Origin of the sequence: Arthrobacter sp. 2RAF6 (assembly GCF_052115205.1) — a bacterium.
Taxonomy (GTDB): domain Bacteria; phylum Actinomycetota; class Actinomycetes; order Actinomycetales; family Micrococcaceae; genus Arthrobacter.
Genome location: NZ_JBFRGF010000010.1, coordinates 43023 through 62871, shown reverse-complemented (window position 1 = coordinate 62871; position 19849 = coordinate 43023). Strand labels below are relative to the sequence as shown.

At 64.2% G+C, this 19849-nt stretch carries 16 protein-coding genes and 1 pseudogene; 10 read left to right on the top strand and 7 right to left on the bottom strand.

All coding sequences use genetic code 11. The features are described 5' to 3' along the window. Window positions 1–39: 39 nt before the first annotated feature. The 8 genes from AB4Z38_RS09690 (at window position 40) to AB4Z38_RS09655 (ending at window position 11223) form a co-directional block, all read left to right on the top strand. Complete coding sequence (locus tag AB4Z38_RS09690) at window positions 40–1773, top strand: ABC transporter ATP-binding protein (RefSeq protein ID WP_441429507.1); 1734 nt, start codon at window positions 40–42, stop codon at window positions 1771–1773. Next, complete coding sequence (locus tag AB4Z38_RS09685; RefSeq protein ID WP_441429506.1) at window positions 1770–3866, top strand: ABC transporter ATP-binding protein; 2097 nt, start codon at window positions 1770–1772, stop codon at window positions 3864–3866. Before AB4Z38_RS09690 ends, AB4Z38_RS09685 begins: the two co-directional genes overlap by 4 nt. An 89-nt stretch (window positions 3867–3955) precedes the next feature. Further along, window positions 3956–4372 (top strand): acyl-CoA thioesterase, encoded by a 417-nt coding sequence (locus AB4Z38_RS09680; protein WP_441429564.1) that lies wholly within the window; start codon window positions 3956–3958, stop codon window positions 4370–4372. A gap of 51 nt (window positions 4373–4423) precedes the next feature. Continuing rightward, window positions 4424–5164 carry a copper homeostasis protein CutC gene (locus AB4Z38_RS09675; protein ID WP_441429505.1) on the top strand — a complete coding sequence of 247 codons (741 nt, stop codon included), beginning with the start codon at window positions 4424–4426 and terminating at the stop codon, window positions 5162–5164. A 150-nt stretch (window positions 5165–5314) separates the two neighbouring features. Beyond that, window positions 5315–7246: a DUF5107 domain-containing protein gene (locus AB4Z38_RS09670; protein ID WP_441429504.1), complete on the top strand. Its 1932-nt coding sequence runs from the start codon at window positions 5315–5317 to the stop codon at window positions 7244–7246. A 142-nt stretch (window positions 7247–7388) separates the two neighbouring features. After that, window positions 7389–9623 (top strand): McrB family protein, encoded by a 2235-nt coding sequence (locus tag AB4Z38_RS09665; protein ID WP_441429503.1) that lies wholly within the window; start codon window positions 7389–7391, stop codon window positions 9621–9623. A gap of 91 nt (window positions 9624–9714) precedes the next feature. After that, on the top strand, window positions 9715–10905 hold the full coding sequence (locus AB4Z38_RS09660) for a 5-methylcytosine restriction system specificity protein McrC (protein ID WP_441429563.1): 1191 nt from the start codon (window positions 9715–9717) through the stop codon (window positions 10903–10905). Window positions 10906–10986: 81 nt separating this feature from the next. Next, on the top strand, window positions 10987–11223 hold the full coding sequence (locus tag AB4Z38_RS09655) for a PLDc N-terminal domain-containing protein (protein ID WP_441429502.1): 237 nt from the start codon (window positions 10987–10989) through the stop codon (window positions 11221–11223). On the opposite strand, the gene AB4Z38_RS09650 is transcribed toward AB4Z38_RS09655, so the two are convergent. Continuing rightward, window positions 11165–11632 carry a very short patch repair endonuclease gene (locus tag AB4Z38_RS09650; RefSeq protein WP_441429501.1) on the bottom strand — a complete coding sequence of 156 codons (468 nt, stop codon included), beginning with the start codon at window positions 11630–11632 and terminating at the stop codon, window positions 11165–11167. The genes AB4Z38_RS09655 and AB4Z38_RS09650 overlap by 59 nt on opposite strands. Window positions 11633–11729: 97 nt before the next feature. Here AB4Z38_RS09650 and AB4Z38_RS09645 point away from each other — a divergent pair. Then, a pseudogene (locus tag AB4Z38_RS09645) lies at window positions 11730–12049 on the top strand (winged helix-turn-helix domain-containing protein); the annotation flags it as partial. Between the two features lie 177 nt (window positions 12050–12226). Here AB4Z38_RS09645 and AB4Z38_RS09640 read toward each other — a convergent pair. The 6 genes from AB4Z38_RS09640 to bioB form a co-directional block, all read right to left on the bottom strand. Further along, complete coding sequence (locus AB4Z38_RS09640; protein WP_441429500.1) at window positions 12227–13330, bottom strand: cytochrome P450; 1104 nt, start codon at window positions 13328–13330, stop codon at window positions 12227–12229. Beyond that, a complete protein-coding gene (gene bioD, locus AB4Z38_RS09635) occupies window positions 13327–14025 on the bottom strand; it encodes a dethiobiotin synthase (RefSeq protein WP_441429499.1) in 699 nt (232 codons plus the stop codon). Before bioD ends, AB4Z38_RS09640 begins: the two co-directional genes overlap by 4 nt. Then, entirely contained in the window at window positions 14022–15212 is a 1191-nt protein-coding gene (locus AB4Z38_RS09630) for an 8-amino-7-oxononanoate synthase (protein WP_441429562.1), read from the bottom strand. Before AB4Z38_RS09630 ends, bioD begins: the two co-directional genes overlap by 4 nt. A gap of 8 nt (window positions 15213–15220) precedes the next feature. Beyond that, a complete protein-coding gene (locus AB4Z38_RS09625) occupies window positions 15221–16531 on the bottom strand; it encodes an adenosylmethionine--8-amino-7-oxononanoate transaminase (RefSeq protein ID WP_441429498.1) in 1311 nt (436 codons plus the stop codon). After that, on the bottom strand, window positions 16528–16635 hold the full coding sequence (gene bsaP, locus AB4Z38_RS09620) for a biotin synthase auxiliary protein BsaP (protein ID WP_441413097.1): 108 nt from the start codon (window positions 16633–16635) through the stop codon (window positions 16528–16530). Before bsaP ends, AB4Z38_RS09625 begins: the two co-directional genes overlap by 4 nt. A 134-nt stretch (window positions 16636–16769) precedes the next feature. Beyond that, window positions 16770–17798: a biotin synthase BioB gene (gene bioB, locus AB4Z38_RS09615; protein WP_441429497.1), complete on the bottom strand. Its 1029-nt coding sequence runs from the start codon at window positions 17796–17798 to the stop codon at window positions 16770–16772. A 234-nt stretch (window positions 17799–18032) separates the two neighbouring features. On the opposite strand from bioB, the gene AB4Z38_RS09610 reads away from it, so the two are divergent. Further along, window positions 18033–19784, top strand: coding sequence for a purine-cytosine permease family protein (locus AB4Z38_RS09610; RefSeq protein WP_441429496.1), 1752 nt, complete (start codon window positions 18033–18035; stop codon window positions 19782–19784). Window positions 19785–19849: the final 65 nt, after the last annotated feature.

The window sequence follows — 19849 nt, the reverse complement described above, 5'->3', positions numbered from 1 at the left end:
ATTAACTCATTCGCGCACTCTCATTAAGGATCCGTGGGCATGCTTGTCACCCTGATACGGCGCTACTCCAAGCCGTATTTGCCGCAGATACTGGCCGTCATCATCTTCCAGTTGGCGTCTACCATTGCCACCCTTTACCTTCCAAGCCTCAACGCAAAAATCATCGATGAAGGGGTATCCCGGGGGGATACCAACTACATCTGGCAGACCGGAGCACTGATGCTCGCGGTCGCGCTCGGCCAGGTCATCGCGGCCATCGCGGGGGTCTATTTCGGATCCCGCGTGGCCATGGCCATGGGCCGCGACTTGCGCAGGGACGTCTTCCGCAAGGTCAGCAGCTTCTCGGCCAAGGACGTCAACAGCTTCGGCGCACCCACGTTGATCACCCGCGGCACCAATGACGTCCAGCAAGTCCAGATGCTCATGCTGATGGGCCTGAACTTCATGGTTTCCACGCCCATCATGTGTGTTGGCGGCATCATCATGGCCTTGCGCGAGGACCTCAGCCTCTCGTGGCTCGTGTGGGTCTCGGTGCCTTTCCTCGTGGCCGTGGTTGGTTACCTCGTGGTCAGGCTCATGCCGCTCTTCCGCTCCATGCAGAAGAAGATCGACGCCATCAACGGCGTCCTGCGCGAACAGATCATCGGCATCCGCGTGGTCCGGGCGTTCGTTCGTGAACCGTACGAGGCCAAGCGCTTCGGCGACGCCAACAAGGACCTCACCCTGGTTTCGGTCAAGATCGGCAACCTTTTTGTCTTGATGTTCCCGGCCATTGGAATGATCCTGCACCTTTCCACGGCGGCAGTGCTGTGGTTCGGCGGCCAAAGGGTTGATGCGGGCAACATGCAGGTGGGTTCCCTGACTGCCTTCCTGCAGTACCTCCTTCAGATCCTCATGGCCGTCATGATGGGTACCTTCATGGCCATGATGATCCCGCGGGCCTCCGTGTGCGCGGACCGCATCGGGGAGGTCCTCGACGTCGAACCCTCCATCCACGACCCGAAGGCGCCAGTAGCGCCCGCCGAAAAGAAGGGCCGCGTCGAATTCCGCGACGTCACTTTCAAATACCCCGGCGCTGAAGCTCCCGTGTTGAGCAACATTTCCTTCACCGCGGAGCCGGGCCAGACCCTCGCCATTATCGGCTCCACCGGCGCGGGAAAAACCACCTTGGTGTCGCTGTTGCCGCGCCTATACGACGTCGCGTCCGGCGATGTATTGCTCGACGGCGTCCCGGTCACCAGCCTGGACCGCGATGAAATCACCAGTCGGGTGGCCACCGTGCCGCAGAAGCCGTACTTGTTCTCCGGAACTATCGAGCACAACCTGCGCTTCGGCAAGACCGACGCCACGGACCAGGAACTCTGGGATGCCCTGGAAACAGCGCAGGCCAAGGACTTCGTGATGGAAAAGTCCTCCGGCCTCAACCGTCGGGTGGCACAGGGCGGCACCAACGTTTCCGGCGGCCAGAGGCAGCGCCTCTGCATCGCCCGGGCATTGGTGACGCAGCCCAAGGTCTACCTCTTTGACGACTCCTTCTCGGCCTTGGATGTGGCCACGGACGCCCGCCTTCGCCGGGCGCTGAAGGAAAAGACGCAGGATGCCACGGTCATCATCGTGGCCCAACGCGTGTCGACCATTGCGGATGCGGACCAGATCCTGGTCCTGGACAACGGCAGAATCGTTGACCGCGGCACCCATGAAGAACTCTTGGAAACGTCACCCACGTACCAGGAGATCGTTGAATCCCAGCTGAGCGCGGAGGAAGTGGCATGAGCGAGCAGAATCAGCAAAAGCGCGGCTGGGCCGCGAAGGCCGAAGCAGCGAAGGCTGCCCGCGATGCTGCGGAAGCGAAGAGTGACGACGCAGCCGGTGCCGTAACAGCCGTGGAAGATGACGACATCGAAGAAACCGAATACACCCCGGGCGAAGCCGACGGCGGCATGTTCGGCAACCTGCCGGCCAAGAAAGCCAAGGCTTTCGGACCGTCGGCCAAGCGGCTTCTCGGGCTGCTCAAGCCGGAGGCTGCCGGGGTGGTCTTCGTTATCGGCCTCGTGGTGGTCTCCGTCGTCCTGAACGTCATCGCCCCGAAGATCCTCGGCAGCGCCATGGACGTCATCTTCGGCGGCGTCATGGGCAAGCAATTGCCTCCCGGAGTGAGCCAAGCGGCCTTCGCCGAAGGACTCCGCCAAGCGGGCCAGAACAACTTCGCGGACATGGTCTCCAAGATGGAGCTCACCAACGGGATCAACTTCTCCAAGCTCACGTTCCTGATCTCGATCGTGCTCTTGATGTACTTCGTGGCCAACATCTTCCTGTGGGCCCAGGGCTACATCCTGAACAAGATCGTCATGAAGGTCATCAACCGGCTCCGCAACGACGTCCAGGCCAAGCTCAACCGCTTGCCGCTGAACTACTTCGACACCCGCCAGCGCGGCGACATCCTCTCCCGCGTGACCAACGACGTCGACAACGTCCAGCAAGGACTGCAGCAGGCGTTCGCTCAGCTGGTCAGCTCGGTGCTGACGGTCTTCGGCATCACCATCATGATGTTCATCGTTTCCTGGCAGCTCGCCCTGATCGCGCTGGTTGCCCTGCCACTCTCCGGGGTCCTTGCCGGCGTGATCGGCTCGCGCAGCCAGAAGCTCTTCGCCGCCCAGTGGAAGAACACCGGCTCGCTCAACGGCCAGATCGAGGAATCGTTCTCGGGCCACGAGCTCGTCAAGGTCTTCGGGCGCGACGCGGACATGCTGGAGCGTTTCGACGAACGCAACGAAGCCCTGTACAAGGCCTCGTTCGGGGCACAGTTTGTTTCCGGCATCATTTTCCCGGCCATGAACTTCGTCTCGTACCTCAGCTACGTGGGGATCGCCGTCGTCGGTGGTTTGCGTGTGGCCTCGGGTTCCATGAGCCTTGGCGACGCCACGGCCTTCATTCAGTACTCGCGTGAATTCACCCAGCCCCTCGGCCAGATCGCCGGCATGGCCAACATGCTCCAGTCCGGTGTGGCTTCCGCTGAGCGCGTTTTCGAGTTCCTGGATGCCGATGAGGAAATGCCGGAGAACGCGGCCCGTCATTTGCCCCCGCGCACGGACGGCCACGTCGAGTTCGAGAACGTGTCCTTCAGCTACGTTGCCGACAAACCGCTCATCGAGAACCTTTCCCTCAGCGCGGAGCCCGGACACACCGTGGCGATTGTCGGACCCACTGGTGCGGGCAAGACCACCCTGGTCAACCTCGTCATGCGGTTCTACGAGCTCAATTCGGGGCGTATCACCCTGGACGGGGTGGACATCAAGGAGCTGAGCCGTTCCGAGCTTCGCTCCAAGGTGGGAATGGTGCTCCAGGACGCGTGGCTGTTCGGCGGGACCATTTATGACAACATCAAGTACGGCAACCTCGACGCCACCGAGGAACAGATCATGGAGGCGGCCAAGGCGACCTACGTGGACCGCTTCGTTCGTGCCCTGCCGGATGGCTACCAGACCATCATCGACGAGGAAGGCAACAACGTCAGCGCTGGCGAGAAGCAGCTCATCACCATTGCGCGGGCCTTCGTTTCCGATCCCTCGCTGTTGATCCTGGACGAGGCTACGAGCTCCGTCGACACCCGTACCGAGCTGCTGTTGCAGAAGGCCATGGCTGCCCTCCGCACGGATCGCACCAGCTTTGTCATCGCCCACCGTTTGTCCACCATCCGCGACGCCGACACCATCCTGGTGATGGAAAACGGCAGCATTGTGGAGCAGGGCAACCACAACCAACTGCTTGCATTGCAGGGCGCGTACTACCGCCTGTACATGTCGCAGTTTGCTGGTGAGGACGCCGAAGAAGCCGTTGTGGATGACTCGACGGCGGTGCACAGCTGAGCGCGGATACCGGAATAGTGGCAGCGGCGGCGAATGCTACGGAAACGCCGGAGACCGCCCCTGGCCAGCGCATCAAGGTGCTTGTGCCGATGCGTTGGGGAGACATGGACGCGTACGGGCACATCAACAACGTCCAGATCGTGCGCATGCTCGAAGAGGCCCGCATCGCGGCCTTCGGTCCGCCGCGCGGTCCCGGACTCCCCGGAGTGGAACCGCCGGTCTCCGTTTTCGACTCTGTTGAAGACGGGGTCATGACCCTTGTGGTGGAGCACAAGGTCCGGTACGTCCGGACCTTGGAATATCGGAACATTCCGGCAGTGGTTGAGATCTGGGTCGGCGCCGTGAAGGGTGCCAGCTTTGACCTCCATTACGTCATCAAGGATCCCGTGACCGGCCAGGACTGCGTCAACGCCAGCACCCATCTGGCGTTCGTCGACGAGTCCACGGGCCGTGTCCGCAGGCTCACTCCCGAGCAGAAGCAGCAGCTGGCGCCCTATCGGGCCTAGCGAAGCATGGCAGCACGCCCTCGGCACCCCCGGTGGCCGTAGAGTTTTCCCATGAAACTCGAGATCGTCGCCGTCGGTGCCCAGGGCGCTGCCGTTGCCGCCGAAGAAGGCGCGGACCGGATTGAACTTTGCAGCGCCTTGGAGCTCGGGGGACTGACCCCGAGCCAAGGGCTGATGGAAGCCGCGCAGGAGGCAGCCGACGGACGGCTGGAGATCCACCCGCTGATCCGTAGCCGGCCGGGAGATTTCCTTTACTCCGGCGCCGATTTGGACACGATGGACCGCGAGATCCGGTTCCTCCTCTCCCAAGGAGCTCATGGAGTGGTGATCGGAGTCCTCACGGCCGCCGGTGATATCGACGTCCGGGCAACTCGAAAGCTCGCAGACACGGCCTTGGAGACCCACCCCGACGCCCAACTGACATTCCACCGGGCTATCGATCAAACCCCGGATCCCGCAGCCGCCGTCGAGCAGCTCGTGGAACTTGGATTCACGCGGGTGCTCAGCTCCGGGGGCGCCGCCACGGTGGGGGAGGGGATCGCGACCCTCGAGCGCATGGTCCACCGGGCAGCGGGGCGGCTTGAGGTCATGGCGGGCGGCGGACTCGCCCTGGACGATATCGCTGTCCTGCACACGGCAGGACTGAGCGCGGTCCATTTGTCAGCCAAGACCACGGTTTCCACGTGGAAGGACCGGGCCGCCGCCTTCGATTCGCCGGATCCTTCAGACCCGACGGCGTACATGGTCACCAACCGGGACGTGGTGAGGGCCGCACGCGCCGCCGCGGGGTGACATCCCAACTAACTGACAGTTAACGTCGTTATGGGCGTTCATAACGACATTAAGTGCGAGCCAGTTGGGTGGCTCCCTTTACACGGCGTTGACTTGGGTCAAAGATGGGTGAAGCATTGCGATCGAAAACAGCCTCCAGGAGTCATAAAGATGCAAAACCTGAGCTTCTCCACTATCACCCTGAACATGGCGGAGTTGGGCCCCAATAGCCCACTGCCGGTGGTCATGGCTGAACTGGACCAGCCATACAGAATCGGCGACGGCGTCCCGGAGGAACTGCAGGCCGCGGCACGCTACGGTCAAGTGCCGAACATGTTCCCGTACTTGATGCAGGACGGTTACTCCCGCGAACGGACCGCCCACGACGTGCCCGCCGTCGTGCTTGAAAACAGCAAACTGCGTGCCGTAGTCCTCCCCACCTTGGGCGGCCGGCTCTGGGAGCTCTTCGACAAGGCGTCGGGAAAGCAACTCCTCCACACCCACGGGACCCTGCAGTTCGCCAACATCGCGCTGCGCAAGGCGTGGTTCGCCGGAGGTCTGGAATGGAACATCGGCACCCGCGGGCACTCGCCCACCACCTGCGATCCGGTGCACACTGCCATCGTCGAGACTCCCGAGGGCCACGACGTGCTGCGGCTGTGGGAGTTCGAACGCCTCCGCGAGGTGGTTTTCCAAGTGGACATGTGGCTTCCGGAGGACTCGGAGGTGCTCCTCACGGCGGTCCGGATCAGGAACCCCCATGACCACGAGGTCCCCATGTACTGGTGGAGCAATGCCGCGGTTCCCGAGACGGCTGAAACGCGCGTGATCGCGCCCGCCGCGGAGGCATTCGGCAGCGATTACACCACCGACATCGCCCGCGTTCGGCCCACGGAACACCAAGGCGCGGATGCCACATGGCTGGTCAACAGCCCGCGCGCCGCGGATTTCTTCTTCGACATCCAGCCTGGGCACCGGCATTGGATCGCCGCTGTAGACCACGACGGCGACGGCCTGGCCATGCTGTCCACAAGCCTCCTGCGCGGGAAGAAGCTGTTCGTCTGGGGCCAGGGCGACGGCGGGAAGCGCTGGCAGGAATGGCTCAGTCCCGGAGCCGGGCCTTACGCGGAGATCCAGGCCGGTCTGGCGCAAACACAGTTCGAGCATCTGGCCATGCCTGCCGGCGCCGAGTGGAGCTGGGTGGAGGCCTACGGCAATGCGAAGCTGGATCCCGCAACCTCCCACGGCGAGGATTGGGATGCTGCCGTGACCCACGCCAGTGCCCGGCTCGAAGAACTTGTCCCGGACGCGGAGCTCGAAATCGCCCTCGCGGAAGCCGCGCGGAACTATGCGCTGCCCCCGGGCGAGATGCTGGTGCGCGGGAGCGCTTGGGGTGCTTTGGAGAGTGCCCGACGGCGGCACTCAGGCCGCGGGTGGCTGGACGAAATCGGCACTCCCTTCGCTGATGAGGCAACCCCTGAAGCGATCGAGGAAACAGGCCCTTGGCACAGCCTGCTGGACGGAGCGAGTTTCCTGGGCGCCGGGAGTTTCGTGGCTGGAGCCGATTGGGAAGAACTTCTGGCAAAGGATGGCGGGGCGGAAGCGCAGTTCCACCTGGCCACGATGAAGCACGCCCGCCAGGACCTCGCCGGTGCGGTCGCCGGATACGACGCCGCCCTGGTTGCCGATGCCCTCTCGCCACGTTCCAGGGTCCTCGCCCTCCGGGGCCGGGCCCTCTCACTGCTTGCCACCAGCGCAACAGGCGATGGCTTGGCTGAACTTGCCGCAGCGAGCCGGCTGGAGCCATCCAACATCCCACTGCTCAGCGAAGCCATGACCCTCAGCATCCGGCACGGAAATCCCGCCCAAGCGCTCGCCCTGGCGAGCGAGGCACCTGCCGGAATGTCCGACGTCGGACGCGTCCGCTTCCTGACGGCGCTCGCCCTCGCTGGCGTCGGCAAAGGCGAGGAGGCCGCACGGATGTTGCGGGACGGCGTCGAAATACCGGACATCCGGGAAGGTGAAGACGGGATCGCCGGCCTGTGGCAGGAAGTGTGCCCCGGGGAGCCGGTGCCTGCCAGCTACCGCTTCGGGATGCACTGACTTCCGGGGTGGACCGGTGGGGTACGCATGCGGTAGGAGGCAAGATGTGGGACGCGTGTGGCAGAACACGTGAGGCGGGACGCATGTGGCGGGGGTGCCGGCTTTGCTGATGCCAGCACCAAGACAAACCATGTAAGTTGGCATGGTGACTCCCTCCACCAAAACCCCACTGACCCGTGCCCCCGGTATCTCCAAGGAGATCGAAGATGCGGCGTGGTTCGTGCTGGGCCCGGGTCTGCAAGGCAAGGCTTCGGCGCTCGACGCCAGTACCCGCACCTGGACGGTGGACGCCGCCGGCGAGCTCCTGGAGCGCTTGGAACGCGGCGTCGGAGACGCCAAGGCGCCCATGATGACCAACCTGCGGCAAAACCTGGAAGGGGCTTCGCGCGAGGCCAAGTTGCTCGCCGTCGAACTCCTCTTCCTGCAGTCCCTGCCTCTGGCACACGAGGTCAAATCGCTCAAGGTGAAGCGCGCCCGCGTTGCCGAAGCCGCGTCCTGGCTCGATCCGGAGCTCGAACTCCCCAAGGAGCTGTACCAGGGGATGACCGATCACGGCGTCATCCGTGACCGGACAGCGGAATTCAACTGGACCATCTGGGACCACCTCACCTGGCTGTGCCGCTTCGTGGCGCACGTTGACGACCAGTCCAACGCGAGTATCAGCAAGGCCCTCAAGGATCCGCTGAAATTCCACGAACTCGCGGCGGCAACCCCCGAGGACCAGCCGGCCATCCGGCGCAGCATCGAATACTTGGCGTGGCCCAGCTACTTCGAGCCCGTTGTCGCGGACGTTGAGCGTCGCGAAATCCGGGACGCTTTCGCTTCGCTCGTTGGCGGCGCCCACGGCGAAACGGAAACCGACATCACGGCGGACGTCCACCGCATCCGGCTGTACCTTGACGAACAGGCCGGCCAGCGCATCGATTGGTACGACCGCCAGCTCGTCAGCCAGTGGCGCAAAGTGGGAGATCCCGGCCGCCGTGCCTGGCTGCTGCGCACTCACCAGGACTCCGCCGAGCTGCTCGCCGCGTGGCGGGACGAGGAAAAGGCAACGCTCGACGTCGAACACCTCCGCGAACTCACCCCCGGCGTGACAGCAGGCCTGGTCCAGCATGCCGTCGACGAGGACTACAAGCACCTCGGCTATGTGGAGCGGGAGGACACCAAGACCGCTGTTTTCGCGTTCCTGACCGTGATGAAGCCCGGCGACCTCGCACTGTTCCAGAATTCCGGAGCCATCAGGATCGGCGTGGTCCTGGGCGAACCGGAACACAACGAGGACAACCGCCGGCTCCGCCGCAAAGTGCGTTGGTTCGATGAGACCCACCCGATTGCCGAGGCTCCGCGGCACGTCCAGCGCCAGCTCTCCACTTCTGGGATCGTCGTGGACGTCACCAAGGTCATCCAGTCGCTGCAGTCCCTCCTGCCCGCCGAAGCCGAATCCGACGGCGAGGAAACCGCCGCCCCGGACGCCGTCGTCGAGCCCGTAATTGAAGGGTTCCGGCCCCTCACTGAAGAGTTCGCGGCGTCTCTCCACATGGAGCTCGAGCCGCTCACCGAGATTGCCGAGCTCCTGGAGGAGAACCGCCAACTGGTGCTCTACGGCCCTCCGGGAACGGGAAAGACCTACCTCGCCAAGCACTTGGCCGCCGAACTCGCCGGCGACAGCACCGATGAGCGCGTGAAGCTGGTGCAGTTCCACCCGTCGTACGCGTACGAGGACTTCTTCGAGGGATACCGGCCTGACAAGACCGACGACGGCCAGGTTTCGTTCAAGCTCGTGGCCGGACCGCTGCGGCGCCTCGCGGAAGAAGCCGCGAAGCCCGGGAACTCCAACAAGCCGTACTTCCTCATCATCGACGAGATGAACCGGGCCAACCTGGCGAAAGTTTTTGGTGAGTTGTACTTCCTGCTGGAATACCGCGACGACCGCATCTACCTCCAGTACAGCCCCAACGAACCGTTCAGCTTGCCGGACAACCTTTACATCATCGGCACCATGAACACGGCGGACCGCTCTATCGCCATGATGGATGCGGCCATCCGCCGTCGCTTCGCGTTCGTGGAACTGCACCCGAAGGTGGAACCGATCCGCGGTTCGCTCCGGCGCTTCCTCACGGCCCGCGGCCTGGACACCCTCAACGCGGACCTGCTTGACGCCCTGAATGACTCCATCGACGACTGGGATCGGGACCTGATGATCGGCCCCTCCTACTTCATGAAGAACGCGGCCCAGAACCCCGCCGGGCTGCGCCGGATCTGGAAGTACGAACTCATGCCACTCCTGGAGGAGCACTACCACGGTCAGTTGAACCGGGCCCAGCTCGAGGAGCGCTTCGGTCTTGACCAGTTGTTGGGTCGACTTGCGGTCCGCTAAGACCGCGCCGCCGCGGCCGGCCCGCGCCCCGGGTATCGGAAAGCCTGCGGCCCGCGTTTCCACGAAGGCTCCGGCTGTGCGGCACATCGTCATGGACGAGCTCTCCGGTGGCATCGTGGAAAAGCTTGATCCGGATGCCGCTGCCCTCCTCAACTCGAGCGGGCTTGCGAAGGCCTCACCCATGGGGATGGGCCTCTATCGCGTCGAGCCTGTGGGCAAGGTCGGGTCTGTGCGGACGCCGACCGTCCAGTTCGAGGTACGGCCTAAGGACCGCCTGGGCTTGAACCGGTTGCTGTTCCTCCTCAGCTACGCCGGGGACCAGGGCTTCCGCGAGGATTCCGTGGCCGCCGTCGAGCACAAGGACCTGTGGAGCGCCCTGGCCGAGTCCCTCGCCCAGTTGGCGGAGCGGGCCCTCAGTAGGGGTCCGCTGCAGGGTTATCTCACCGTGGACGAGTCCCTCCGGACGGTCAAGGGCCGCATCCGGATCTCGGACCAGATCTCGCGCCGCCCCGGGATGCTGGTTCCTCTGGAAGTCTCCTATGACGAATTCACCGAGGACATTGCCGAGAACCGTATCGTGCGTGCTGCGCTCGAGCGGATGGGCAAGGTTCCTGGCGTGCGGCAGAACGTCCTGAGCCGCTTGCGGCAGCTCAAGGGAAAGCTCGACGCCGTCACGCGGCTGCAGTCGGGGGCGCCCCTCCCGCGGTGGCAAGCAAATCGGATGAATCTCCGCTACCATCCCGTCCTCCGCTTGGCCGAGCTCATCCTGCGGAATGCCTCTGCCGAAGCGGGCGAAGGGAAGCAGCAGACCGCGTCGTTTGTAGTGGACATGTCCACTGTGTTTGAGGAATTCGTGGGTGTGGCTTTGCGGGCGGCCATGCGGGCACATCCCGGTGAAATGCGGCTCCAATACGGCGCCACCCTCAACGAAGCCGTCCGGGATTCGGACCGGCTGACAGTGCGCCCCGACGCCGTGCATTTCCTGGGTGGCAGGCCCGTGGTGGTGTACGACTCCAAATACGCCGCGGCCACGGATTCAGGGGCATCGCTGAACGCGGACCATTACCAACTCCTGGCCTACTGCACTGCCTTGCAAGTGCCCACGGCGTGGCTGGTCTACGCCGGCAAGGGAGAGATGAAGCTGCGGCGGATCCTCAACACGGACATCGACATTGTGGAGTACCCGCTGGACTTGTCGCGGCCACCGATGGAGATCCTTGCCGCCGTCACGGACCTGGCCCAGCAGTCCTGGGGAGAAGTGGTGCGCCAGGCGCGCCTGTAACGCTTCCGGAGCCTTGGCAGTTCCGTCAGTGCCGGAGTCGGACTAGCCTGAGAAAGCAGTCATTCCCTAGATGGAGGCATCATGCACGGCAAGAAAAAGAAGAAGTCCTGGAAGGACATGACCCCTGGGCAACGCGTGGGCGTGCTCGTGGTGGGTGCGGGACAGTTGGCGCTGCTCGTCGCGGCACAACGCAGCATTTCCAAGACCCCCGCGGCCCAGATCAGGGGAAACAAAGCGGTATGGCGGGCCGCAAGCTTCATCAATTTCTTTGGGCCGCTGAGCTACTTCCTGTTCGGCCGCCGTCGAGGAACTGCGTGAGCTGATTCTCCAAAGCCGAACGGTCGCGCAGTTCGCACTCCCACACGGTGAGAACCTCCCATCCGGAGGCCCTCAGCAGTTCGCGCTGTCCGGCGTCGCGCTCCCGGGTCCGGTTGCGCTTGGCTGCCCAGAAATCCGCGTTGCCGGTCGGTGCGTGCTGGCCGGCCTTGCAATCGTGGAAGTGCCAGAAGCATCCGTTCACGAATATGACCTTGCGCCGGCCTGCAAACACGAGATCCGGGCTGCCGGGCAACTTCCCGCCCGCGGCCCGGCCATGGAGCCGGTACCGGTAACCCTTGGCATGCAGTAGCCGACGGACCAAGAGCTCGGGCTTGGTGTTCTTGCCCCGGATCTTGGACATATTCAGGCTGCGTTGCTCAGGCGTCAGCAGGTCGCGGCTCTCGCCCATATCCTCAGTCTACGCAGCGCCCCCTCGGACGCTCGCTCACGTATCGGGGCGTTTGGCGTGACGCTCGCTCACAAGTTGTAAGCGAGGGTTGGCTGGAAATGGCTTGTTTGTGAGCGAGCGTTGCCTGACACGGACCGTTTCCATCGACGGCCAGGACCTACGGCTGACGCCCACGGAGTTCGACCTCCTGTACTCCTTGCTTGAAGCAGGCCGCACGGACTTGAGCAAAGCGGACCTTGTGCGCCGCCTCCGGAACGAACCTTACGACGTCGGGATCTACACGAGCGACGCCGACGAACGGTCCGTCGAAGTCCACATTGGCAATCTTCGCCGCAAGCTCGGCGACGACGCCCAGAACCCGCGTTGCTGCGAACAGTGCGCGGCGTGGGCTATCGGCTGGCTCCGGCAAGGACCTGAACGCCTTCGGCAATCCTTAAGTAAATCCTGTGGCAAAGACGCGCTCATTTTCTGGACGCGTCCCTGCAGATGCTTGCGTTCACCAGATGGGAGCGAGCGTTCGGGAATTTGGGGTCAGATGGGAGCGAGCGTTCGGGAATTTGGGGTCAGATGTGAGCGAGCGTTCGGGAATTTGGGTCAGCAGCCGACCACCACCGTCCGCGGCGCTTGGAAGGACAAAAGGCGGAGCCACTCGGGGTTCGGTTCTGCCAAACGAACGCCTTGCAGCGCTGCCGCAGTTTCCTGTACGACGACGGCGGCCTCCAGTTCCGCGAGCTTCGCACCGAGGCAACGGTGAATCCCTGAGCCGAAGGCCAGCCCGTAGGCCGCAGGACCTTGCTCTGACAACGAGTGGTTCCCCGTGAGTTCCAAGAGGATTTCGGCGCCGGCCGGGATGCGCTCGCCGTCGAGGACCGTGTCCTCTGCGGCAACCCGACGCCATGTAGGAACGGAAGATTCCGTAGCCAAAACGTGCCGGATGAGATCCCGCGCCACGGTGCCGGAGGGGGCGTCCTTCCAGGCAAAGCCGACTGATCCCTCGGCAAGCCTGAATAGTGCCGTGCTGATGAGCTGAGTGGTGGTTTCCTGCCCCGCGATGAGCAGGAAGTAACCGAGTGAACAGATCTCGGGAGTACTGAGACCGTGCTCCGCCAAGGAACTGAAGAGATTCCGCCCGGGAGACGCCACGGCCTCGAGGACGAGTTCCCGCAGCCAGCCGTAGAACCCCGCCGCGCTGTGTGCCAGTTCCAGTTGCCGCTCGGGATCCGGCCAGCCCCAGAAGAGTTCGAGGGAGTCCAGGCTCCAGGCTTTGAGCTCCGGAAGGTCGCGGACCGGAAGACCCAGAAGCTCCAGCATCACGATCGCCGGCGGGTAAGCGGCCACGGCCTGCACCAGATCCACCTGTCCGTGCGCATTCAAGAGCGCTGCCGCGTCGGAACCTGCATCCCGCGCGATGCCGCGGATACGTGGCTCGAAAGCACCGACCGTGGCCGGGGTAAAGAACCCGGCCACGACCTTGCGGATACCTGCATGGGAATCGGTGTGGTTGCTGGCCAGCACCGGCGGCAAGGCGAAGCGGGCACGCTGCAGGACGCGCAAGGACGGTCCGGACAACGGTGTCACAGCGATGAGGGCATTCGCGGGACTGAAGTCTTCCGGCCGGTGCAGGACCCCCCGCACTGCAGCGGGCTCCCGCAGCACCATATACGGGCACGTCTGGGCGCTGGCAGAAGCGGCGCTCATGACCGGGCCCCGCTCAAGGAGTTCAAACCGCTCAGCCAGTGCACACTCGCCGCCTTGAACGTCACGGGAGGGAGGTCCGCGGCGCGCTCGGGGAGCACTCCTAGGAGCGGCCGCAACGCGCCGAGCGTCGCCCGGTTGCCGTGTTCCAGCACGCCCGGGTCGTCCGGCCAGGTTCCCAGAATCACGCCATGGATGGCCAGGTCCCTGCGTTCCAGGGCCTCGAGTGTCAGCGCCGTATGGTTCAGGGTTCCCAAAGCGGGGCGGGCAACCACTACAAAAGTCGCATCACTTCCAACGTGACTGCCCAGATCTGCCAGCGTGCCGCCGTCGGCGTCCAACTCCACGAGGAGACCGCCGGAACCCTCCACGAGGACATGGTCATGCGTGCTGGCCAGTTCGCGGACGCGTTCGGCATGTGCCGCAATCGGGGGCAACGTGATCCCGTCGAGTGCGGCTGCGGGCACCGGGGCGAGGGATTCTTGAAGCACGACGCCGGCCTCGGCCGTGAGTGGTCCGGCCAAGCGGGTGATTTCGGTGCAGTCGGAATCACCCGCCATATCGCCGCTCTGGCAAGGCTTGTACACGGCCACCGAGCGGCCCTCGGCCTGCAGCGCGGACGCAAGCGCCGCCGTCGCGACAGTCTTGCCGACACCGGTGTCCGTTCCGGTGACCAGCACTATGTGTGGCAGTTTCATGGCGTTTCCTCCAGGATGCGGCGCAACGTTGCGCACGCGTAGTCGATGTCGTGGGGCGTCAGGGTGGCGCGGGCCGTCAGCCGGAGGCGCGAGACGCCGTCGGGAACCGATGGCGGGCGGAAGCAGCCGACGCGCACACCCGCCCGGTGTGCCGCCTGGCTCGCCGCAAGTGCCGCAGTGGCAGAGGGCATGGGGACGGATTGCACGGCACCGGCTGTTTCAAGCGGCGCGCCAGCGGGCCCGACGTCGGCGCCGCGCCGCTGTAGCGTCGGCGCCTGTAGCGCGGGCGCTAGTCCCGCCGTGAGACTGGCAGCGTTCCGATGGACGGCCGCCGCACGCCAGGGTTCAGCCCGGATGATTCCGACGGCGACGAGTGCAGCGGCGGCCGACGCTGGTGCGAGCCCGGTGTCGAAGATGAAACTACGCGCCCTGTTGACGAGGTGTTCGCGGAGCAGGGCGCTGCCCAGGACGGCACCTCCCTGGCTGCCGAGCGATTTGGAAAGCGTCGCGGTCAACACCACGTTGGGGTGGGCGGCAAGGTCCGTTCCAGCCACCGAGCCGTGACCCTGAAACGCGCCGAGGCCCGCAACACCGAGGCTGTGGGCCTCGTCCACGAGGAGCATGGCGTCGTGCTCTTCGGCCAGCGCTAACAGCTGGGGGAGCGGGGCGGCGTCGCCGTAGACGCTGTAGATGGACTCGACCACGATCAGGGCCCTCGGTTCCGCGCGGGTGCGCAGCTGGTGCCCGGTTGCGTCGAGATCGTTGTGCGGAACAGTTTCCACCCTCGAACGGCTCAAGCGAAAACCGTCAATCAGCGAAGCATGGCAATGTTCGTCGGCCACAATGAGGGTTCCGGGGCCGCCGAGCGCCGTCGTGACGCCCAGATTGGCCAAGTAACCGGACGAGAAGACCAACGCGGATTCCATGCCTGTCAGGTCCGCGAGCTCGGATTCGAGCTCCAGGTGCAGCGCCGTAGTTCCGGCAACCAGCCGCGAGGACGTGGCACCGGTTCCCCAACGGCCGATCGCTTCCCGGGCAGCCTCTGCCAGCCTGGGGTCCGTCGCGAGGCCAAGATAGTCGTTGCTCGCCAGATCCACTTCCGGGTCCCCGCCGAGGCGCGTTATGGGCGTGCGGACGAGGCCCCGGCGCTCGCGGACCGCGGCCTGCTGTTCCAACCACGCGTTCATGGACCTGCTCATGGGCCGTGCACCTCGGCCACGGCCGCCACCATGCCTTCGGCCATCCGCCGGATCTCCTCGGCGGAGCTGATGTAGGGCGGCATTGCGTAAACAAGGTTCCGGAACGGCCGCAGCCACACTCCGTGCCCGACGGCGGCGGTCGTCACTGCGGCGACGTCCACTTCCGTGTTCAACTCGAGGACGCCGACGGCGCCGATCGTGCGGACCCCCTTGACGGCGTCGAACGCGTTGGCGGCTTCGAGGCCGACCGCGAGGCCCGAGCCGATCCGGGCCACATCGCTGCGCCAGGCACCGTCGTCGAGAATTCCCAAGCTCGCATTGGCCACGGAACACGCGAGAGGATTGCCCATGAACGTGGGTCCGTGCAGCAAGGCACCCGCGGCCCCGCTCGAGACGCGGGCCGCCACCTCGCCCGTGCAGAGCATCGCGGCGAGCGTGAGATAACCGCCGGTGAGGGCTTTGCCGACGCACATGATGTCCGGAACCACCCCGGCATGTTGCGCCGCGAAAAGCTCGCCCGTGCGGCCGAAACCAGTGGCGATCTCGTCCAGGATCAGGAGGATCCCGTGCCGATCGGCGATGTCGCGGAGGATGCACAGGCACCCGGCGTCGTAGACGAACATGCCGCCGGCGCCTTGAAGCACGGGCTCCACGATGATCGCGGCCAGTTCATTTACGTGATCCGCCGCCAGGTCCTCGACGTGCGCCTTCCACTCTGCGATTTCCTCAGGGGGCGCGCCTGCGGCGGGCGGCCTCGCTGCGAACACATTGGCGGCGAGCAGGCCAGGGAACGCCGAATGCATTCCGTCCACCGGGTCGCAGACTCCCATCGCCGCGAAGGTGTCTCCGTGGTATCCGCCGCGGATGCTGAGGAAGCGTTGCCTCTTGGGGAACCCTGAAGCCGTCTGGAACTGCACCGCCAGCTTGAGCGCCACCTCCACAGACACCGATCCGGAATCCGCCAGGAAGACCCGCTCTAGCCGTGGCCGATCTGCGGCAGAAGGGGCCATGGCCACGAGCCGTTCGGCCAGTTCGACGGCGGGCTCGTGGGTGAGGCCACCGAACATCACGTGGCTGAATGCGTCTAGTTGGCGCTTCGCCGCGGCGTCCAGGACGGAGTTCCGGTAGCCGTGGATGACTGCCCACCAGGAGGACATGGCATCGAGCACCTCATGGGGCCGGCCGGTTTCGTCGCGGAGCCGCAGCGTCACGCCGTCGGCGTCTTCGACTTCCCACAACGGCAGCGCGCCCGACGCCGGAGCATACGGATGCCAAAGGCTTGCCCGGTCACGCCGGATGACGCTCATGTTGTCAACCGTCCGTGGCGCGAGCATTCCGCGGTCCAGCCGAGCGGCGTGACCTGGACTTTCATGCGGCGGCGACAAACAGCGCAATAGCGGGGTGGTTCCATCGCGAGGCGCTGTTGGCAGCTCTGGTGAGCGTCCGACGTCGGGCGCTTGCCTTGCGTTAACGGCTCGCCTACTGAGGCGGGTCCGCCACAGTGCCCGCAGAAGCTTGCCGTGTCAGTGTTTGGAACGGTTGCGCTCACAGTGACTTCTGGAGTTCCTTGATGGGCATGTTCAGTTCCACGAGGAGGTTGAGGTCGGCGTCGGCGGGGCGGCCGAGGGTGGTGAGGTAGTTGCCGACGATGACGGCGTTGATGCCGCCCATGAGGCCTTCGCGCGTGCCGAGGTCGCCCAGGGTAAGTTCCCGTCCGCCGGCGTAACGCAGCACGGTCCGCGGCATGGCGAGGCGGAACGCCGCGATCGCGCGGAGAGCGTCCTTGCCGTCCATGATTCCCTGGTTTTCGAGGGGCGTCCCGGGGCGCGGGTTGAGGAAGTTCAGCGGGACTTCGTGGGGTTCGAGGGCCGCGAGCTGGCTCGCGAGTTCGGCTCGCTGGGCGGTGCTTTCGCCCATGCCGATCAGGGCTCCGCAGCAAAGTTCCATACCGGCTGCCTTGACCATGTTGCAGGTGTCCAGGCGTTCCTCGTAGGTGTGGGTGGTGACGACTTCGGGGAAGTAGCTGCGCGCGGTTTCGAGGTTGTGGTTGTAGCGGTGGACGCCCCATTCGGCGAGTTGGTCCACTTGACGCTGGGTGAGCATGCCCAAGGAACACGCGATGTTGATGTCCACTTCCGCGTTGATGCGGTCGATCGCGAACTTGATCTGGTTCATGAGCTTGATGTCCGGGCCGCGGACGGCAGCAACGATGCAGAACTCCGTAGCCCCGGTGGCTGCCGTTTCCTTGGCGGCCTTCACGAGCTCGGGGATGTCGAGCCAGACGCCCCGGACCGGACTGTCAAACAGACCCGACTGGCTGCAGAAATGGCAGTCCTCAGGGCACCCTCCGGTCTTGATGGAGATGATTCCCTCTACTTCCACGTCCTCGCCGCAGTGCTCGAGGCGGACTTCGTGGGCAAGCTGCAGGGCTTCCGGGATGGCCTCGTCCGGAAGCTCCAGGATCTCGAGCAGCTGGGATTCGCTGAGGCCTTCGCCGTTCGCGAGGACTTGCTCGCGGGCTGTTTCCAGAATCGGAAAGGTGGACGTACGCCTTGGGTTTGGCTGGGTGGTCATGATGCTCCTCGGCCGTTGCTTGCGGGGGATGGTGCGTTCCTTCACGACGGTAGTGGGCTTGTGGGGCGGTGATTTTGTTGGACGTCCACAAACCCGGAGCCGCAATCTTGGCGTCCGACTCGCTGGATAAGTTACAGCCCGGAAACACCGTGGTGACTCCGTGGTTCCATCCCGTCGATAGCGTCGAGGCCATGTTCAGAGGGGAAACATGTTCAGACGAGGAAAGTTGCGGGGATGACTGACGATTCGAAGACAACGCAAGTGCTTGAACCCCCGACGGCGGGCGGCTCACCGGAGGGGCTCGCCGTCGTCGAACCTTCCGAGACGCTAGGCGCCGGGAGCCGCACGACGGGCAATGCCGATGCGATGAGCGCAGCGAAGGAGAGCCTGGAGGACTACACCCTCAGGTTCGCGCCACGGTCTTACCGCAAGTGGGGTGCGGGCGTGGTCGCGACGAGTGCGCTCGGTGGAATCGCCTATTTGGCTGATTTCTCCATCGGCGCGAATATCGGAATTTCTTACGGCACCGTGAATGCTATTTTCGGAATTGTGGTGGCGGCTGTGGTTATTTTCGCCACCGGATTTCCCTTGGCCTATTACGCGGCTCGCTACAACATTGACCTTGACCTCATCACGAGGGGCTCCGGATTCGGCTATTACGGCTCGGTAGTCACGAACGTTATTTTCGCGACGTTCACGTTCATCTTCTTCGCGCTCGAGGGTTCCATCATGGCGCAAGGCCTGGAACTTGGGCTGGGCATCCCGCAGTGGCTCGGCTATGCGGCGTCCACGCTTATTGTCATTCCCTTGGTGATTTACGGGATGAAAGCCTTGTCCAAATTGCAGGTGTGGACCACCCCGTTGTGGCTCCTGCTTATGGTGGTTCCCGTGGGGTATTTGGTGATTTCGCACCCGGACAGCATCGGGGACTTTTTCGCGTTCACGGGCAAATCCGGGGCCGAAGGCACCAACCTGGCCTCCGTGATGCTGGCTGCAGGTGTCTGCCTGTCGCTCATGGCGCAGATCGCGGAACAGATTGATTACTTGCGCTTCATGCCACCCAAGACCGCCGAGAACCGCGGTGCCTGGTGGCGAGCCGTGATCCTGGCCGGACCGGGCTGGGTGATTTTCGGCGCGATCAAGCAGATCGTGGGCATGTTCATTGCCATCTATCTGATCGCCACCCTGGATCCAGCCGCTTCCGTCCACGCGAACGAGCCCGTGCACCAGTTCCTTGGCGTGTACCAGGAAATGATGCCGGCCTGGCTAGCGATGACCTTGGCGGTGGTGCTCGTGGTCATTTCGCAAATCAAGATCAATGTGACCAACGCCTACTCCGGCTCGCTCGCGTGGACGAACAGCTTCACGCGTGTCACCAAGAGCTACCCGGGACGCATGGTGTTTGTGGTGGTCAACCTGGTGATTGCGCTAGTGCTGATGGAAGCTAACATGTTCGAATTCCTCAATACCATCCTTGGCTTCTACGCGAATTGCGCCATGGCATGGGTGGTTACGGTGGCGTCCGATATTGCCATCAACAAATACTTGCTCAAGATTTCGCCGAAGGTTCCCGAGTTCCGGCGCGGCATGCTTTACGCAGTCAACCCGGTCGGCTTCATCTCGATGCTGGTTTCTGCCGTTGTCTCGATTGCCGTGTTCTTCGGTGCTTTCGGTTCGGCTGTTCAGCCATACTCGCCGATCTTCGCCGTCGGGCTGGCCCTTGTGCTGCCGCCGGCGCTGGCAATGTTGACCCGCGGGAAGTACTACCTGCGCCGCTCCGACGATGGAATCGAGCTGCCCATGTTCGACGCCGACGGCAACCCGAGCGACGCCAAGCTTTTGTGCCACGTCACGGGACTGGAGTTCGAGCGTCCGGACATGGTCCGGTCAGCCCAGGACGGGCCCGACGGCGAGCCGCAGTTCATCTCTTCGCTCGCCTTGTCGACGGATAAGTCGGGGGAGTTGGTCCTGCCGGCTCAAGAGTAGGCTCCTTAGATTCTTGGGGGGCCGGCGCATGAATGTGCCGGCCTCCTTTGGACATCCTTTGAAAT

Bases quoted from the DNA above. Each gene is read 5' to 3' on its own strand.
- AB4Z38_RS09660 (WP_441429563.1), top strand. From the start codon at position 9,715: ATGGACGAGCTCTCCGGTGGCATCGTGGAAAAGCTTGATCCGGATGCC.
- AB4Z38_RS09675 (WP_441429505.1), top strand. From the start codon at position 4,424: ATGAAACTCGAGATCGTCGCCGTCGGTGCCCAGGGCGCTGCCGTTGCC.
- AB4Z38_RS09625 (WP_441429498.1), bottom strand. From the start codon at position 16,531: ATGAGCGTCATCCGGCGTGACCGGGCAAGCCTTTGGCATCCGTATGCT.
- AB4Z38_RS09640 (WP_441429500.1), bottom strand. From the start codon at position 13,330: ATGAGCGCCGCTTCTGCCAGCGCCCAGACGTGCCCGTATATGGTGCTG.
- AB4Z38_RS09655 (WP_441429502.1), top strand. From the start codon at position 10,987: ATGCACGGCAAGAAAAAGAAGAAGTCCTGGAAGGACATGACCCCTGGG.
- AB4Z38_RS09665 (WP_441429503.1), top strand. From the start codon at position 7,389: ATGGTGACTCCCTCCACCAAAACCCCACTGACCCGTGCCCCCGGTATC.
- AB4Z38_RS09685 (WP_441429506.1), top strand. From the start codon at position 1,770: ATGAGCGAGCAGAATCAGCAAAAGCGCGGCTGGGCCGCGAAGGCCGAA.
- bsaP (WP_441413097.1), bottom strand. From the start codon at position 16,635: ATGGAACCACCCCGCTATTGCGCTGTTTGTCGCCGCCGCATGAAAGTC.
- bioB (WP_441429497.1), bottom strand. From the start codon at position 17,798: ATGACCACCCAGCCAAACCCAAGGCGTACGTCCACCTTTCCGATTCTG.
- AB4Z38_RS09680 (WP_441429564.1), top strand. From the start codon at position 3,956: ATGCGTTGGGGAGACATGGACGCGTACGGGCACATCAACAACGTCCAG.
- AB4Z38_RS09630 (WP_441429562.1), bottom strand. From the start codon at position 15,212: ATGAACGCGTGGTTGGAACAGCAGGCCGCGGTCCGCGAGCGCCGGGGC.
- AB4Z38_RS09670 (WP_441429504.1), top strand. From the start codon at position 5,315: ATGCAAAACCTGAGCTTCTCCACTATCACCCTGAACATGGCGGAGTTG.
- AB4Z38_RS09610 (WP_441429496.1), top strand. From the start codon at position 18,033: ATGACTGACGATTCGAAGACAACGCAAGTGCTTGAACCCCCGACGGCG.
- AB4Z38_RS09650 (WP_441429501.1), bottom strand. From the start codon at position 11,632: ATGGGCGAGAGCCGCGACCTGCTGACGCCTGAGCAACGCAGCCTGAAT.
- bioD (WP_441429499.1), bottom strand. From the start codon at position 14,025: ATGAAACTGCCACACATAGTGCTGGTCACCGGAACGGACACCGGTGTC.
- AB4Z38_RS09690 (WP_441429507.1), top strand. From the start codon at position 40: ATGCTTGTCACCCTGATACGGCGCTACTCCAAGCCGTATTTGCCGCAG.